The following is an 18,476-nucleotide window of genomic DNA, read 5'->3' as shown; positions in this document are numbered from 1 at the left end:
TTTCTTCTTACAGTACAGATTCTTTTTTCTTTAATACAACATCTGTTAAACAATCAATAAATGCCTCCGATGCATTTGGCATTTCTGGACGATAATATTTTGCACCAATTTCATCCGTTACAACTTTACACTCAAAGTCGTTGTCATATAAAACTTCTAAATGTTCCGCAACAAATCCAACTGGTGCATATACGAATGAAGTATAACCGTGCTTTTCATTTAGTTCTCTCGTTAAATCTTGTACATCTGGACCAATCCAAGGATCTGGTGTGTTTCCTGCACTTTGCCAGCCTACTGCATAGTTTGCTACTTCAGCTCCGCGCGCGATATAATCCGCTGTTTCATTTAATTGATCTGGATATGGATCGCCCATTGCAATAATTTTCTCTGGTAAGCTATGTGCAGATACGATTAATACTGCTTTTTCACGCTCTGCATCTGACATACCGTTATATATACCTTTCACTGCATCAACCCAGTACTGGATGAATTTCGGCTCTTTATACCAGCTATCAATGCCGTGAATTGTTAAGTTTCCAAGTTTCTCAGCTTCTTCTTGTGCTCGTCCAACGTACGATTTCACGCTAAACGTAGAATAGTGAGGTGCAAGAACAAGTGCGATTGCATCTTGTATTCCGTCGTTATGCATATCTTTCACCGCATCTTCAATAAACGGTTCAATATGTTTTAAGCCAAGATACATATGGTACTCTACTTCATCTTGTACTTCATTTAAACGCTTCTCTAACTTCTTAGCTTGCTCTAATGTAATAGTAGCTAAAGGAGAAATACCACCAATTGCACGGTAACGCTCTGTTAAATCTTCCAGCATTTCAGGACTTGGCTTTCTTCCTCTGCGAATATGTGTATAGTAACGTTCAATATCTTCTTCTTTATATGGCGTTCCGTATGCCATTACAAGCAAACCAATTTTCTTTTTCATACAGCAATGCTCCTTTACTTCGCTAACTGCCCTTTAGAGTATTCATGAATAAATGTAGTTAAACGTTTTAATATATCTGGATTTACTTCTGGGAATACACCGTGACCTAGGTTAAAGATATAACCCGGCTGTTTCATCCCTTGATCTAAAATACCTTTTACATGTTCTTCAATAACAGACCATGGTGCAAGTAAGAATGAAGGGTCCATATTACCTTGTACCGCCTTATGAACGCCCCGTGCACGTGCTTCTTCAATCGGTAAGCGCCAGTCTAAGCCGACTACATCAAGCGGTAAGTCGTGCCACTCATTCACTAAGTGTGCAGCTCCTACGCCGTGCATAATCATTGGAACACCCATCTTACGAACTTCTGCAAAAATACGCTCCATTGCTGGTTTAATAAATACGCGATAATCTGCTACATTTACTGTTCCAACCCAAGAATCGAAAATTTGAACTGCTTTTGCTCCTGCGTTAATTTGCGCTTTTAAATATGTAATAACCATATCTGCTAGTTTATCCATTAAAGCGAACCAAGCTTTCGGCTCTGCATACATGAACGCTTTCGTATTATGGTAGTTACGAGATGGACCGCCTTCAATCATATAGCTCGCTAATGTAAATGGAGCTCCTGAAAAACCGATTAACGGTACGTCTAACATTTCTGTCGTTAATAAACGAATTGTATCTAGTATGTACGGTACGTCATCTTCTGGATTGATTTCCCCTAGTTTTTCTACGTCTTGTAAAGAACGGATTGGATTATCAATAACTGGGCCAATACCTGATTTAATTTCTACGTCCACACCAATTGCAGGTAGTGGTGACATAATATCTTTATAAAGAATTGCTGCGTCTACGTTATACTGATCAACCGGCAATTTTGTAACGTAAGCACATAACTCCGGATTGTGTGTAATTTCAAATAAAGAATACTTTTCTTTAATCTTTCTATATTCCGGCTGTGAACGACCTGCTTGACGCATATACCATGCTGGTACATAATCGGTACGTTCCCCCCTACATGCTTTTAAAAATGTCTCATTTATAGTTCTTACCAAGACCCTTGCTCCCTTCCTTACCAATGCTTCGAATACGTTCGATATTTATCTTTTTTTACTATACAGCTTGTAAAAACAAAATGCATAATATTATGTACGTTGTTCATTAAATTGACACAAACACTCTTAAAAACGCTTACTATTTTCACAACATTCTTATTATAACACAGAGAAAAACTATGGTTTAGCTACTTTCGACTTTTCTCCTTCACGATTCGTTTGTGTATTATATGGTACAACGTAAAAGCTCGGTTTTGAAAATATGTTAACGAATTTTTCCTCATATTCCCCAGCACCATTTACAGTGCTAACATGCGTATGAATTCCGTTCTCCACTCTATAGATTCGGTACATAATTCTGTTATCTGGAAGTGGCGTCCAGCTTAATTTTGCTTTAAATAAACCGAAAGGGCTAAATGATAGTTTCATTTTTACATCTTCAATTTTGCGCAGCCGAATCGGAGCGCCGATTGTTTCCACACCTTCAGGCTTCATAAACTTCTCTTTATGTTCTACATTAGCCTTCGTTAAAATTTTCTTAAACAATTTTGTCGCAGATGCACTTTCTCCTTGCAACTGATGCTCCTTATCCGTACGGTCATAACCAATCCAAACAGCGCCTACTAAGTTCGGTGTATAACCAACGAACCACATATCTCTTGCTCCCTTATCGTCATTTGGCAATGAAGTTGTACCCGTTTTTCCAGCTAACGCACCGTTATATACACCAACTCTTGCTGTTCCTTCCTTGACAACTCCTTCTAACATTTTCGTCATATACCATGCTGTCTGCTTCGAGAAGATTTTTGTCTCTACTTTTGGAGATTCCCCAATGACTGCACCGTGTCTATTTAATACTTTATCAATAACGTGCGGCTCGATAATATTTCCATTTGCTAAAAATGAACGGTACATTTTTACAAGATCAAATGTTGAAACGCCATTTTTCAATCCGCCAAGCGCTGTACTTAAACCGGCATCTGCAATATGAACATTCCCTTTTTCTAAATATTGCTTTCCTTCTTCTACCCCTAACTCATTTAATAAAGAAACTGCCGGTACGTTTGCCGACTCTAAAATCGCATCATACATCGTCATTTCTTTTGAATACTCATGATTATAATTTCGAGGTTCATACCCTTCAAAAGAATTTCTTTCATTCGTTAATAAAGAATACGGATTATACTTTTTCGTTTCTAGTGCTGGTGCATAAACGATAAGTGGTTTTAAAACAGATCCAGGCTGCCTTTTGGCAAAAACACGATTAAATCCTCTCGGGACGTACTTTCTTCCCCCAATCGCCGCTTTAATCCCTCCCGTACGATTATCCATTAATAAGAAAGCACCTTGCGCCCCCTCTTCTTTCCCAGGGAAATTCCTTGCATCTTGAAACTGGTTATATGCTACCTTTTGAATCTTTTCATCCATAGGTACGACAAACGTATATCCTCCGCGAAGTACTTCTTGATGAGACAATCCGTATAAACGAGCGGCTTCATCTATGACCATATCAATATACGGCATATATGCAAGCTCATTCTCATCTAAATTTTTATATAGAGCAATTGTCTTCCCTTGATAACGAACGCTTTCTTCTGCAGTCAAATAGCCTTGTTTATGCATAAGTGACAACACTAGATCACGGCGTTCCTTACTCTTCTCTGCAGAATAGTACGGTGAATATCCGTTTGGTGACTTCGGAAGGCCTGCAAGCATTGCCCCTTCCTCTACTGTTAAATCCTCAACATTTTTATTAAAATACAACTTTGCTGCCGCTTGAATGCCGTAAGCCCCATGACCAAAATAAATATGATTCATATACATTTCAAGAATTTGTTGCTTCGTATATTTTTGCTCTAATTGAAGAGAAATTGCGACTTCCTTCAATTTGCGCGTAAATGTTTTTTCACGAGTTAAAAAGACGTTTTTAGCGAGTTGCTGCGTAATGGTACTACCGCCCTCTACCTTCTCTCTAGCTAACGTATCTTTATAAAGAGCACGGAATATAGACGGATAATCAATCCCTTGATGCTCATAAAAACGAGAATCTTCCACCGCAACAAACGCCTGCTGCACATACTTCGGAATTTGCTCGATCGGTACGAGCTCTCTATTTTCTACGTATAATTTCGTAATTTCTTTCCCTTTCTGGTCAACGATACGTGATGAAGAGTGGAAAACGAGCTGCTTTTCATCCATCATATAGCCACCAGCTAACACGATAAGTTTATAGATTACAATCGCTACTACGAACGTTGCGACGCCGCCTAATAAAGTCCACTTTACTTTCTTCATACATCGTCCTTCTTTCCAAATGATGGTACATTTATTATTTGAAAAAGAAGTATCTTTATGTATATAATCTTCGAAGTTTTTTAAGAGAGTTGATATAATAGAAACAAACTATTAAGGGGGGCATTAAAATGAAGGCTATTATTTCATACGAAACACCTCTAGAACAAGCACATTTCACTGCAAAAAATGATGAAAAAAATATGTTTTATAAAGAACATACAGAAGAATCTGTAGAAGGTTCACTTCAATATGATGTACTAGATGCTGTCGGTGAATTTAAAGGACAACCTGGCTATATCGTTTGTAACAACATTTCTGTCACAGACGAAGGTCGACCTGTATTTGAAAACCGTTTTAAAAACCGCGCAGGCCTTATTGAAAACGAACCAGGATTCCAAGCGATCCGTGTTCTACGCCCATTAAGTAACGATACATACGTCATCTTAACGATGTGGGAAACAGAGCAAAACTTTAAAGACTGGACAGAATCACGTTCATTCGAAAACGCTCATAAAAAACGTCCCACGCAAGCAGAAGGACAAGCTCCAGCGCATCCACATGCGGAACAGCAAAAGAGTATTTTCTCTCGTCCATCTTTTGTGACTACTTTTGATGTGTTAGTTTAATTAAAACATAATACAACACTAACAGTACGTGAAATTATATTAACGATTTTCCGAATATATCTATCATATCTTGAAATATATCAACGATTTTCCGAATATATCTATCATATCTTGAAATATATCAACGATTCGACTAAAGATATCAATTTAATGACAAAAAGGAAACACCATTACACACCGGTGTTTCCTTTTTCTTTGTACCAATTATATATACGAAGTGAATCTTTTTTTCTCATATGCTTTACTTCATAACCGCGCCCAGCTACCGCTACAAGAGTTGTACATAATTCATCTTTTCTTTGAAAATACGATTGATTATAACCTACTGCTTGAACATGTCTTCTTCGCATTATTCCTGTATATTTCGAAAAATTACGATATACAACCGTTAGTTGATTTTCTCTTAATTCATAACCGCCACTTTTATATCTAGCATACGCAAGTAACGAAAACACGATAAATAACGGTAAAATAACAAACAACGCAATATATTGTTTAAAATATATACTCACGCTGGCAATTAGAACTGTGAGTATGATACTTATTAACCAGCCCATAATGAAATAACGACGCAACGCTGTTTTTGGTAAGTGAACGATCTCCGCTTCGATTTCATATGGTAACTCTAAATATGTGATCAGGTGCTGTACATCTTTTTTCTTCATAAATGGATGCAACATTACTTCGTTACTTGCTGCTCCAATACTTTGAATTGCTTCCACTTCAACAGCACAATAGCCAAACGGCTGGCGAAGCATACCTTCTTTTACAGTAATCGCTTGAATGCGGTGCAATTTTAAGACAAACTCTTTCTTTTCAAATAATCCTTGAACGATACGAATCTCTTCCCCTTTTCGCTCAATTTTAAAGTTTGCATATTTCAACACATATCCAGCCGTGGAAATAATCCACGAAATTGCCATTAAAATTAATGCAATTACAATTAGTTTATAAACACCGTTTCCCATCACATACGCTTCTACTTTACTTGTGAATCCTTCAGGAAGAACAAAATCAAACTTTGTGTAAAGAAGTACTAGCCCAGAGAACACTAGTCCGAACCGACCAGATGTAATCGCTGCGGCTAAAACCTCTTTCGCTGTTAACTGATAAACCGTCTTGCTTTCTTCCTCTTCTATTTCTTCTTTTACAGTAGTTTCTTTCTTATGTAATAAAGAAATTAAATGTTTTGCCTCGTCTTCTTTAATACCAGCCAACATCACTTCTGGTTCATTACCACCACCGGCTACTTCTATATTTAACTTCATAAGTCCGAGCATTTGATAAATGATGTTAGAAGACGTACTAATATTTTGTACACGCTCTTTATTTAAATAGCTTTCCTTCTTTACAAAAACACCGTGCTTTATATGTAAAATATTATTCTCAATCCAGTACACTTTAAAATACCATTTAATTGCTGAAAAAATAGCCATGATGAATAAAACAACCAGAAGAAAAAGATAAAATAAATACCAAGGTTCCACTTGTTCATCAGGTTTAAATAAAACAAGAATAATAAGTGGCAACAAACTCGCAATCCTAATACCTAACAATATCGTAATCGGATGTTGCCTCTTATACATCCTTATCACTCACTTTCGCAAGTTCTCCAATTTGTCTTTTCAGCTGTTCTGCTTCTTCTTTCGTTAAACCTGGAATACTATGAGAAGTTGCGGCTGTTGAAATATGTAATTCTGCTAAATTATACTTTCTCATGATTGGCCCTTGCTCAATCGTTACGTGCTGCACACGGATCATCGGAATAAGTACGCGTTTTACAACAAACATTCCCTTTTGAATCTCAATCTCTTCTTCATTTAATCTGTAACTATAATAGCGTTGACGTAAATTTGGAAACACAAAATAATCAAGGGGAATAAATGTAATAGCTCCTGTTACTAATAGTCCGAACAACCAGCCCCACCAGTTAAAGTTAATCATAAAAAAGAAATACGCAATTACGACTGTTAGTATAACTACCGCCCCAATTAAAGCGTGCATCCTCCACACTTTCAGCATATTAGAATGAATCTCCCTTTCTAACGGCTGCATCTCATCACTCCAATTCTATGAATTTATTACTTATATATTATCAAAAAATAAGGTTTTATATACATTTTTGTAAATTTATAGTCAAATAAAAATAGTTGAATCCAAAGCATATTAAAGAAACACATACCTCAGTTTTGAAAATTATGTATTATAAATATGAATTATATTGAACTAAAATAAACCTTACATGATTCATGCAAGGTTTATCGTTTTATACACAATATATTTCATTATTGTTGAGATATACTAGCATCGCTTTCAATTCGCTTTTCTTTTTGGCTTAGTTTTTTATCTTTAGATTTTTTTAATGTTAAAGTCATGCCAATAAAAATAAAAAGAATTCCTGTTATTTGCATTAAAGTTGGACGGAATCCAGTAAGTACAGTATCTAATAATATTGCCACTGCCGGATCTAAAAAAACTAATATTGAGATGGTTTTTGTAGATAAATAGCGTAAACTATCAAAAAACAGATAATATACTATCCCTGTGTGAATAAAACCAGTAGCTATAATATATGTCCAATTACTTTGAGTGAGGCCACTAAAAGCATCTAAATCTATAAATGGTATTAAAAGAAATATCCCCAAGAATGTTTGTAAAAATGTCATTGCATACGCACTCATTTTGTTAATCCCTTTACCAAATAAAGTTGTAAATGCATAAAAGAGAGCCGCAAGAAATCCCCATATCATACCTGAAGACATTAATGAGCCGACAGAGAAGCTTCCATCAATACCAGCAATTAATAAAGCTCCTGCAAAACACACAATTATTGAAATGATAGATATGAATGTTAATTTTTCTTTAAAGACGATACTTCCAATTAACAGTACAATTACTGGTGCAAGATGATAAACTGATATAGCAATTGTAACTGACATATTTTCAAAGGCTTTAAATAAGAAAACCCAATTAAATACTAAGAAAAAGCCACATATTAAAACTTGAATAACTTCTTTTCGTTCCCATTTATCTTGTTTATATTGCCCTGTAAGCAACCAGCATACACTTAAAAATATTGTCGCAAAAATACACCTTACAAACACTAATTCAAACGAAGGTAAGTTTGTTTGAACCGAAAAAAATCCAACTGATCCAAAGATAACCATTGATGCTATCATCTTTAAGGCCGGTACCGTTTTCTCTTGCTTAAAACTCTTTTGAAGCAAATTAATCCCCCTCCAATAAAAACTCGGTTTATAGTGAGAAAAACACCAGCCTAAAAAAAGGACAGGTGCTTTTCCTCAAAAACACTCAATTATAAATTTTTCCCAGCAGTCCAACCACCATCAATTACAAAATTAGAACCAGTAATAAAGCGGGCCTGATCAGAAATCAAGTACTCAATACATGAAACAATATCCTGCGGCAACCCCCAAGTATCTAAAGATTGATTACTTTTTATCATAGACATCAAGGCTTTATTACTAAAGTATTCTTCTGTAAGTTCAGTTCTAATAACACCGGGAGAAATACTATTTACCCTTATATTTTGCTTCCCAAATTCCATAGCCATCTGTTTAGTCAATCCGATTAAAGCATGCTTTGATGCAACATAAGCAGCTCGCTCTGGTTCAGCCATTAATCCAGAAACCGATGCTATATTCACAATACAACCTTTTATTTTCGATTCACACCATCGCTTAGCTACTTCCCTAGAAAGGATAAATGGGGCTACTAAATTTATATCAATTACTTTTTTAAACATATCATCGGATAAATGTAAAACAGGTGTTATCTCTCGAATACCAGCTGCATTTATTAATATATCAGGAGAAAGCTTTTCTAAATCTAATTGAGTAAAAAGATTATGAATCGCTTCGCTATTACTTAAATCAATTTGCACTACTTTCAAAGGCATATCTGTTTTCATATAATCTATTAAATTATTATTATTAATATCAAGCGCTATTACATAAAATGATTTTTCTAAAAAGTATTTTATACAAGCATGACCTATACCGCTATTGGCTCCAGAAATCATAATTATTTTATTCTCTCTCATTTTGTCTCCTTATAAGAAAATGTTACTAATAAAATATCACGAAAAGCCTCCGTACTACATTCTGTTCCAAGTGGCGTTACGGCATGGAAGACCTTTTGTCCAAATACTAAAGTTTCTAAAGGCTCCTTCAAACTTATAAACTGATTAATTTCTCGAGGAGAATTAGCTATTAAATTATCTCCACCAATAGCTGTATTACTTAAATTCATAAGGTGTAAAAATACTACTGGTTCATCATCTTTATGTAACCAAATAGGTGAACTAAAAGATGGTCTTTCTTTAGTAGCTTTATATCTTACTTGATGTAAACCTATAATTAAGTCTTTACTTGTATCTATTATATTTGTTTTAAATGCAAATTCAGTATCGAAACGCACGATATTTTGAATTAAAGGATTGCATAAAAAGCTATCATTTATGCTATTGAACTGTCTAACTTTCCCGCCATCGTCATAGTTATATTCTTTAGATTGGAAGTAATCATTACTATTATCTAAAATATAATCTGGTGAATCAACATACTTTATATACCTTGAATAAGATCTAGCACGGCATTCACCGTACGCATCATCTTCCAAATTATAATAATCTAACTGTGCTTGTGTTAATAAACGATGATTCTCTTCCTCTTGTAAAAAGATTTCATTTGAGATTTCAAGGAATCCTTTAGATTCAAATTCATGTACCTTTTCTTCTATGCTAAACCCATTCATTTTACTAAGAACAAACGTCATTATAAAAACCTCCACACTATTGTATTTTTCTATCTCACCCTATGTTAGAAATGCAATAAGTAACCGAGATTCTTGCTTAATAAAATTTTAAATTATGATATTCAATTAATACACCAAATGAAATATATGTAATTCATTAAAATTATTTATTAAGCAATATTATATATCCTTTTGGTTATTTTTTCTAATTATCTGAAGATTTATCAACATTAGTCTTAATATTCGAAATTAAAGAAATGGATTTTTCAGAAAGATAAAACTGCGCGTATTGCAATTATTTATGTATATAACTTTTTTAAAAATTATATTTTAAATATAGCTAGTTTTTTATAAATTTTTTGATATAATTACATACGGGAAAAGGGAAGAATTTTGTCTTCCCTTGTGTTTTTATTTGCATCTAGTACTTTTGCTAGATGCTTTTTTTTATGCTAAAAAAGGTATCCTCAAATACTTTGAGGATACCTTTTCACCTTTATTATCTCTGCTGTTTTCTACCTAATACGAGTAACCCAAAACTCATCATTACAAGAAGTGCTCCCATATATGGTTCCACAGGCATTTTCTGCCCTGTCTTCGGTAATTCTTTTTCAGGTTTCTCTGGATTCGGTGTCCCTGGCTTTTCTGGATCTGGTGTTCCAGGTTTTTCTGGATTCGGTGTTCCAGGTTTTTCTGGATCTGGTGTTCCAGGTTTTTCTGGATCTGGTGTTCCAGGTTTTTCTGGATCTGGTGTTCCAGGTTTTTCTGGATCTGGTGTTCCAGGCTTTTCTGGATTCGGTGTTCCAGGTTTCTCCGGATCTGGTGTTCCAGGCTTTTCTGGATCTGGTTTTTCTGGACCTGGTGGTGCTAAATGATTCAATTTGTTTAATACTTCTAATTGAACTGCATTTATCATTCCATTTGTAATTTCAAATGGAATTGGATTAGTTAATTTTTCATATCCTTTTGGTGCTTCTACTTCTACTAGTGTGTAGTTACCTACAGATAGATCTGTGATTTTTGCCTTTCCATCTTTATCTGTTGTTACTTTCACTACTACTTTTCCCTTTTCATCATGAACTTCAAACACAGCTCCTGATAAGACTTCCTTGCTTTCAGCGGCCATTTTTGTAATCTCCACTGAACCTTTGTCTAACTGTTCGTTCTCTACTTTCAATGATAAGACTTTTGTCATACCTTTTGTAATTTCGAATGATACTGGTTCCGTTAACTTTTTGTAACCTGGTAAGCTCTTCGTCTCTACTAATTTGTATTTTCCTACTGATAGATCTGAAACGTTTGCTTTTCCTTCTTTATCCGTCGTTACTTTCGCAACTACTTTGCCTTTTGAGTCACGTACTTCAAATACAACATTTTCTAATGGTGCTTTACTGTCTTTATCTATTTTTGTGATTTCTACATTCCCCGTATCTACCATTTCATTTTCTACAGTGAACGCTAAAGATTTTGTCATACCTTTTGTAATTTCAAATGGTACAGGCTTTTCTAATTTTTTGTAGCCTGGTAAACTCTCTACTTCTACTAGCTTGTACTTTCCTACTGATAAATCTGAAACTGTTGCTTTTCCAGCTTTATCTGTCGTTAATTTCGTTACTACCTTGCCTTTGTCGTCTTGTACTTCAAAGACTACACCTGCTAACGGTGCCTTATTATCTTTATCTATTTTTGTAATTTCTACATTTCCCGTATCTACCATTTCATTTTCTATTTTTAATGATAAGACTTCTGTCATACCCTTTTTAATTTCGAATGATACTGGCTCTGTTAGCTTTTTGTAGCCTGGTAAGCTTTCTTTCTCTACTAATTTGTACTTTCCTACAGATAAGTCTGAGATTTTTGCTTTACCATTTTTATCTGTTTGTACTTCTGTTACTACTTTGCCTTTGTCGTCTTGTACTTCGAAGACTACGCCTTCTAATACTTTTTGACTATCTTTATCTACTTTTGTAATTTCTACTGAACCTTTGTCTAACTGTTCATTCTCTACTTTTAATGATAAGACTTCTATCATACCTTTTTTAATTTCAAACGATACTGGTTCTGTTAATTGTTTGTAGCCTGGTAAGCTTTCTTTCTCTACTAATTTGTACTTTCCTACAGATAAGTCTGAGATTTTTGCTTTACCATTTTTATCTGTTTGTACTTCTGTTACTACTTTGCCTTTGTCGTCTTGTACTTCGAAGACTACGCCTTCTAATGCTTTTTGACTATCTTTATCTACTTTTGTGATTTCTACTGAACCTTTGTCTAACTGTTCATTCTCTACTTTTAATGATAAGACTTCTATCATACCTTTTTTAATTTCGAATGATACTGGCTCTGTTAGCTTTTTGTAGCCTGGTAAGCTTTCTACTTCTACTAGTTTGTAATTCCCTACAGATAGATCTGAAATTTTCGCTTTTCCTTCTTTATCTGTTTTTACTTTCGTTACTACTTTGCCTTTTTCATCTTGCACTTCGAATGTTACGCCTTTTAATAACGCGCCACTTTCTTTGTCCACTTTTGTAATTTCTACTGAGCCTTTATCTACTAATTCGTTCTCTACTTTTAGTGATAAAACTTCTGTCATACCTTTTTTGATTTCGAATAATACTGGTTTCGCTAGTTTTTTATATCCTGGTAAGCTTTCTACCTCTACTAGCTTATATTTTCCTACTGGTAAATCTGAAATTGTTGCTTGTCCTTCTTTATCTGTCGTTACTTTTGTTACTACTTTTCCTGCTGCATCTTGCACTTCGAATGTTACGCCCGCTAATACTGCGCCACTTTCTTTGTCTACTTTTGTAATTTCTACTGAACCTTTATCTAACAGTTCGTTCTCTACTTTCAATGATAAAACTTTCGTCATACCTTTTTTGATTTCGAATGATACTGGTTCCGTTAATTTTTTGTAACCTGGTAAGCTCTTCGTCTCTACTAAATTGTATTTTCCTACTGATAGATCTGAAACGTTTGCTTTTCCTTCTTTATCTGTCGTTACTTCTGTTACTACTTTGCCTTTGTCGTCTTGAACTTCGAAGACTACGCCTTCTAATACTTTTTGACTATCTTTATCTACTTTTGTAATTTCTACTGAACCTTTATCTAACTGTTCATTCTCTACTTTTAATGATAAGACTTCTGTCATACCTTTTTTAATTTCGAATGATACTGGCTCTGTTAGCTTTTTATAGCCTGGTAAGCTTTCTACTTCTACTAGTTTGTAATTCCCTACAGATAGATCTGAAATTTTCGCTTTTCCTTCTTTATCTGTTGTTACTTTTGTTACTACTTTTCCTGCTGCATCTTGGATTTCAAAGACTACGCCTTCTAATGCTTTTTGACTATCTTTATCTACTTTTGTAATTTCTACTGAACCTTTATCTACTAGTTCATTCTCTACTTTTAGTGATAAGACTTCTGTCATACCTTTTTTGATTTCGAATGATACTGGTTTCGCTAGTTTTTTATATCCTGGTAAGCTTTCTACCTCTACTAGCTTATATTTTCCTACTGGTAAATCTGAAATTGTTGCTTGTCCTTCTTTATCTGTCGTTACTTTTGTTACTACTTTGCCTTTTTCATCTTGCACTTCGAATGTTACGCCCGCTAATACTGCGCCACTTTCTTTGTCCACTTTTGTAATCTCTACTGAACCTTTATCTAACTGTTCGTTCTCTACTTTCAATGATAAGACTTTTGTCATACCTTTTTTAATTTCAAACGATACTGGTTCTGTTAATTGTTTGTAGCCTGGTAAGCTTTCTTTCTCTACTAATTTGTACTTTCCTACAGATAAGTCTGAGATTTTTGCTTTACCATTTTTATCTGTTTGTACTTCTGTTACTACTTTGCCTTGCTCATCTTGTACTTCGAAGACTACGCCTTCTAATACTTTTTGACTATCTTTATCTACTTTTGTTACTTCCACATTTCCCTTGTCTAACATTTCGTTTTCTACTGTTAAAGCAAGAGATTTTGTCATACCTTTTTCAATTTGGAAAGTAATCGGATCTACTAATTGTTTATATCCTTTTGGTGCTTTTACTTCTACTAACTTGTATGTGCCGACTGATAAATTAGTAACTTGTGCTTGTCCTTTTTTATCTGTCGTTATTTTAGCGACTACTTGTCCTGCTTCATCTTGAATTTCAAAGACTGCATCAGCTAAAGCATCTTTATTTTCTTTATCTACTTTTGTAATTTCTACATTTCCTGTATCCACTAATTCATTTTCTACTGTTAGCTTTAGCGCTGTTACTCTACCCTTTTCAATTTCGAATGAAATTGGCTTTTCTAGTGGTTTGTATCCTGCCGGTGTTTCTACTTCTACCAACTCATACTTTCCAATAGATAAATCTGAAACGTTTGCTTTTCCTTCTTTATCCGTTTTTACTTTCGCAACTACTTTTCCTTTTGAATCACGTACTTCAAATACAACATTTTCTAATGGAGCTTTACTATCTTTATCTATTTTTGTTATCTCTACATTCCCTGTATCCACCATTTCATTTTCTACTTTTAATGATAGAACCTCAGTCATGCCTTTTTTAATTTCAAATGATACTGGTTTTTCTAACTTTTTATAACCAGGTAAACTTTCTACCTCTACTAATTCATACTTTCCTACAGGTAAATCTGAAACATTTGCTTTTCCTTCTTTATCTGTCGTTACTTTCGTAACTTCCTTACCCTTTTCATCTTGTACGATGAATGTTACTCCCGCTAACGGTGCTTTATTATCTTTATCTATCTTTGTTATCTCTATATTTCCCGTATCTACCATTTCATTTTCTATTTTTAATAATAAGATCTCGGTCATACCTTTTGTAATTTCAAACGATACTGGCTCTGTTAATTTCTTATAGCCTGGTAAACTTTCTTTCTCTACTAATTTGTACTTTCCTACTGATAGATCTGAGATTTTTGCTTTACCATCTTTATCTGTTTTTACTTCCTTTACTACTGTTCCAGCTTCATCTTGCACTTCAAAGACTACGCCTTTTAATGCTTTTTTGCTGTCTTTATCTATTTTTGTAATTTCTACTGAACCTTTATCTAACTGTTCATTTTCTACTTTCAACGATAGGACTGTTGTCATACCTTTTGTAATTTCGAATGATACTGAATCTGTTAGCTTTTTGTAGCCTGGTAAACTTTTCGTCTCTACTAATTTGTACTTCCCTACTGATAAATCAGAGATTTTTGCTTTACCATCTTTATCTGTTTTTACTTCTGTTACTACTTTGCCTTGCTCATCTTGCACTTCGAAGACTACGCCTTCTAATACTTTTTGACTATCTTTATCTATTTTTGTAATTTCTACTGAGCCTTTGTCTAACTGCTCATTTTCTACTTTTATTGCTAAAGCTTTTGTCATACCTTTTTTTATTTCAAATGGTACTGGTTCTGTTAGCTTTTTATAACCTGGTAAACTTTTCGTCTCTACTAATTTGTACTTTCCTACTGATAAATCTGAAACGTTTGCTTTTCCTTCTTTATCTGTTACTACTTTTCTTACTACTTCATCTTTCTCATCTTGGACTTCAAATTCGACACCCGCTAATACTGCTCCGTTTTCTTTGTCCAATTTTGTAATTTCTATATTACCTTTGTCTACCATTGCATTTTCCACTTGTATTGGGAATATGCCGTCCCCTGTTACATTTACTTCGAACTCTGTTTCTTTTAATTGGTAGCCTTCAGGCGCTTTCGTTTCTTTTAAAATATATTTTCCTGGTGCTAACGGTTTAGAGATTGCCTTACCATCTTTATCTGTAACAATATGTTCGACTACTACACCGTCTTTTACTATATCAAACTCTGCATTTGCTAATGGTTTTTCACCATTTTCCGAATCAATTTTCTTTACTTCAATTTGACCCTTTTGCATAGTATTTTTAATTTCAATTGTTTTTGTTTCTCCAGCTTGAAGTGTAACCTCTACTGGTTCTTTTAATTTTTGATATCCTTCTGGTGCTACTGTTTCATAAACTTTATACGTTCCAGGAGCTAAAGTTTGAGGTACTGAAAAACCTTTTTCGTCCGTTTTCAGTTTTGCAACAACTTCATTTGCACTATTTCGAACTTCAAATTCGGCACCTTTTAACCCTTTGTTCAGATCCTCAGAATCTATTTTATGAATCGATACTGTACCGTCTTTTGGAGCTTCAGGCGGCGTAATAGTTACTTCTTTTGATGTTAATGTTTTATCATCAAAATGTAATTCCGCTTTATTAGGAATCTTCTTATCTACGTAAGAAGATAAGTCTGCATTATTTTTAATTTTCGCCTTGATACTAAGATTGATTCTCTGGTCTTCATATGACTTATAGTCAAAACTCTCACCAAACGTAAATGTTACTTCACTTCTTTGCTTATCTATCTTTAACGTCCCTTTAGAAGTAATATCTTGGCCATTTTGATCATATACTTTTGCCTCTAATACTTCTAAAACATCTTCTAAATCATCACGAATTACCATTGATGTGTATTTAGGAGGATCGTTCGGTATATGTGTACCAACTTGGTATTGAATCACTTGATCCATTTGTGTTAGCTGCTCATTCTCTACAAGCTTGCCATTCTCATCAACTATATTTTTTTCAATACTAGGTGGATTATCGTCACCTGAACCGGTTCCCCCTCCACCACTTACGAATACTTGTCCTACTTTTTCTTCAGTTTTAATATTTTTACCTTCTAATTTCACAGTATTTTTATGAGGCTTTGCAGCAGGATTAGTAATCTTTGTTTTATATCTTAAAATATAACCTTTTGAACTGTCTGGAAACTCAATTGTAAATCCAGCCTTTGTTGCATTAATTTTAATGTTAGATAAATCTGCTGGCTTAATATTTGTTGGTGCATAACCATCTTCAAATACAGCCTCTTCTAATACTACGCTGTCTGTAATTAACTCATGCCCAGGTCCTAATGTATCTGTTAATTTAAGATCTTGCATTTCTGTTCCAGTTGCATTTACATATACAAGCCAATCAGCAACCGAAGGATCTTCTTGATTATAAGAACCCCATTTCAATAGATTATCTGTATTGGGCTGTGGCTTCGGTCTCTCTGTCGTATTACTTACATTTACTTCTTTATTGACGATTTGACCATCAACGTTAAATTCTAATGGAATTTCTTTAACACCATCATATGCTTCTAGACCAAAGTAGAATTCTACGAATAAAGAACCTTTAATGTTATTCTTTCCTTCTACGTAATCACCCATAGTACACGTTAATAGACCCTTTTTCATCTCACATGTACCAACTGTTTTTCCTTCAGCATCTTTTAAAGGAAAACTCATATTCATAAGGTCTTTTCGAAACTCTTTTGGCATATCAATTGTGAATTGATCTCCACTTTTTATTTTTTCTTTAGCTGACCACTTCACTTCTACTTTCATACCATCTGAGGCTTGATACGGTTCAGATGTCGTGCCATCAGTACGGGAAATATTAATTTCGTCCACTGGACTTTTCATCACAGCAGCTTGAATAACTGGAGCCCACACATTCAGCACTGAAAATAATACTAGAAAAACTAATGAAACCATTGAAATATGTCTTTTAGTACTTTTCATTTGCATAGTTCCCTCCTATTTTTTATATTTATATAACAAAAAAAGACCGTCCGGTTGCATCAAAAATGTGCAACCAGACGATCTTAGTAACCAATATGTATTACCGTAGACTCTAAGCTTTGCGGCCTATCCTTTCGAATAGTGTGCTAAAAATATCTTTTATTCTTTTTTTGTTTCATTTTCCTCTTAAACCAAATATTACTATACCGTCTGGACGGTTATAATTCAATACTCTATAAAATTGTTCTATTTTTCTAATAAAAAAAACAATTCACCACTACATTAAAGAAGCAACGGTGAATTATTTTCACATTATATAGTTCGTATATTCTATTTATATGAATTCCTAATAAGAGCTTGAATCACTTTTTCTCTTAACTCGGGGCTTAGTCTTCCAACCCCTAAATATTCCGAATACCATAATCCATCTGCTGCTAATCTAATAATTGTTGCACAAACTGCATCTATCTCATCGTTTTCTATATTCTTTTGCAGTTGCTGAAATGATTGTTGTAATGGCTCAAGTAATTCAGGTTTTAACATGAATGCTGCCATCATACTACTAGATAACTCTTCTGTTCTTCTCTCATTATTTAATCTTTCCTCTACAAAAGAGCGAACCCATCTCCCTTTCTTCTCTGCGTCTTCCGCTACTTTATTGTAAATGGCTCCCTCATAATCCTCTACCCCTCTGACTATCATACCTTCTATTAAAGCTTCTTTATTTGAAAAGTGATACAATAATCCACCTTTACTTACACCCGCCTCTTTTGCCACTGCTTCTAAGGTTAATTTAGCAACCCCTTTACATTGCACAATTTGAGAAGCGGCCGCCAAAATCTTTTGCCGCGTTATGCTTATACTCATTCCTTTTTAAAACCCCATTTCTACTAAATTTATATAAATACGAATCTTATTTTTAATATTGTTGATTACTACTAAGTATTTTCTTTATACAACAAAAGCTTCATTACCTTTGAATTTTTAGTTACTTATTCTATTAAAAATTTCCATATCATTCAATATGATAACATTAAACACACAAAGCTGACTATACATCTATACTTTTGTATTTATTGAAAATATATCCATTAATAAAATTTACCAATTTAGTCCTTCTTATTACCTTATAAGACGGCAGTAATTCTTTCAGCACTAAATAAAAAATGTTATTACTCCCATTG

At 34.3% G+C, this 18,476-nt stretch carries 11 protein-coding genes and 1 riboswitch; of the genes, 1 reads left to right on the top strand and 10 read right to left on the bottom strand.

Annotated elements, in window-relative coordinates; genetic code table 11:
* Positions 1-7 precede the first annotated feature (7 nt).
* The 3 genes from hemH to MR136_RS20935 all read right to left on the bottom strand — a co-directional run bounded on the left by hemH (position 8) and on the right by MR136_RS20935 (position 4,299).
* Positions 8-943, bottom strand: a complete 936-nt coding sequence (gene hemH, locus MR136_RS20945) for a ferrochelatase (RefSeq protein WP_000726779.1) — start codon at positions 941-943, stop codon at positions 8-10.
* A gap of 14 nt (positions 944-957) precedes the next feature.
* On the bottom strand, positions 958-2,004 hold the full coding sequence (gene hemE / locus MR136_RS20940; RefSeq protein ID WP_242259583.1) for a uroporphyrinogen decarboxylase: 1,047 nt from the start codon (positions 2,002-2,004) through the stop codon (positions 958-960).
* A gap of 177 nt (positions 2,005-2,181) precedes the next feature.
* Positions 2,182-4,299 (bottom strand): transglycosylase domain-containing protein, encoded by a 2,118-nt coding sequence (locus MR136_RS20935; RefSeq protein WP_000756288.1) that lies wholly within the window; start codon positions 4,297-4,299, stop codon positions 2,182-2,184.
* A 128-nt stretch (positions 4,300-4,427) separates the two neighbouring features.
* On the opposite strand from MR136_RS20935, the gene hmoB reads away from it, so the two are divergent.
* Positions 4,428-4,925 (top strand): heme-degrading monooxygenase HmoB, encoded by a 498-nt coding sequence (gene hmoB / locus MR136_RS20930; RefSeq protein ID WP_061456902.1) that lies wholly within the window; start codon positions 4,428-4,430, stop codon positions 4,923-4,925.
* Between the two features lie 170 nt (positions 4,926-5,095).
* On the opposite strand, the gene MR136_RS20925 is transcribed toward hmoB, so the two are convergent.
* The 7 genes from MR136_RS20925 to MR136_RS20895 all read right to left on the bottom strand — a co-directional run bounded on the left by MR136_RS20925 (position 5,096) and on the right by MR136_RS20895 (position 18,159).
* Positions 5,096-6,511 carry a PH domain-containing protein gene (locus tag MR136_RS20925; protein ID WP_000278131.1) on the bottom strand — a complete coding sequence of 472 codons (1,416 nt, stop codon included), beginning with the start codon at positions 6,509-6,511 and terminating at the stop codon, positions 5,096-5,098.
* Complete coding sequence (locus MR136_RS20920) at positions 6,504-6,980, bottom strand: PH domain-containing protein (protein WP_001182728.1); 477 nt, start codon at positions 6,978-6,980, stop codon at positions 6,504-6,506. Before MR136_RS20920 ends, MR136_RS20925 begins: the two co-directional genes overlap by 8 nt.
* Positions 6,981-7,210: 230 nt before the next feature.
* Positions 7,211-8,152, bottom strand: coding sequence for a DMT family transporter (locus MR136_RS20915; RefSeq protein WP_000939625.1), 942 nt, complete (start codon positions 8,150-8,152; stop codon positions 7,211-7,213).
* A gap of 89 nt (positions 8,153-8,241) precedes the next feature.
* Positions 8,242-8,988 (bottom strand): SDR family NAD(P)-dependent oxidoreductase, encoded by a 747-nt coding sequence (locus tag MR136_RS20910; protein WP_001208948.1) that lies wholly within the window; start codon positions 8,986-8,988, stop codon positions 8,242-8,244.
* Positions 8,985-9,722, bottom strand: coding sequence for a 2OG-Fe dioxygenase family protein (locus MR136_RS20905; protein WP_000144813.1), 738 nt, complete (start codon positions 9,720-9,722; stop codon positions 8,985-8,987). The genes MR136_RS20910 and MR136_RS20905 overlap by 4 nt, the downstream gene beginning before the upstream one ends.
* Before the next feature lie 478 nt (positions 9,723-10,200).
* Complete coding sequence (locus MR136_RS20900; protein ID WP_242259582.1) at positions 10,201-17,298, bottom strand: SpaA isopeptide-forming pilin-related protein; 7,098 nt, start codon at positions 17,296-17,298, stop codon at positions 10,201-10,203.
* A gap of 59 nt (positions 17,299-17,357) precedes the next feature.
* Positions 17,358-17,450, bottom strand: a riboswitch (cyclic di-GMP riboswitch).
* A gap of 172 nt (positions 17,451-17,622) precedes the next feature.
* Entirely contained in the window at positions 17,623-18,159 is a 537-nt protein-coding gene (locus MR136_RS20895) for a TetR/AcrR family transcriptional regulator (protein ID WP_000028016.1), read from the bottom strand.
* Between the last annotated feature and the right edge of the window lie 317 nt (positions 18,160-18,476).

The organism is Bacillus cereus group sp. BfR-BA-01311 (genome assembly GCF_022664295.1).
GTDB classification, from domain to species: Bacteria; Bacillota; Bacilli; order Bacillales; family Bacillaceae_G; genus Bacillus_A; species Bacillus_A cereus.
This window is presented reverse-complemented; position numbering and strand designations above follow the sequence as displayed.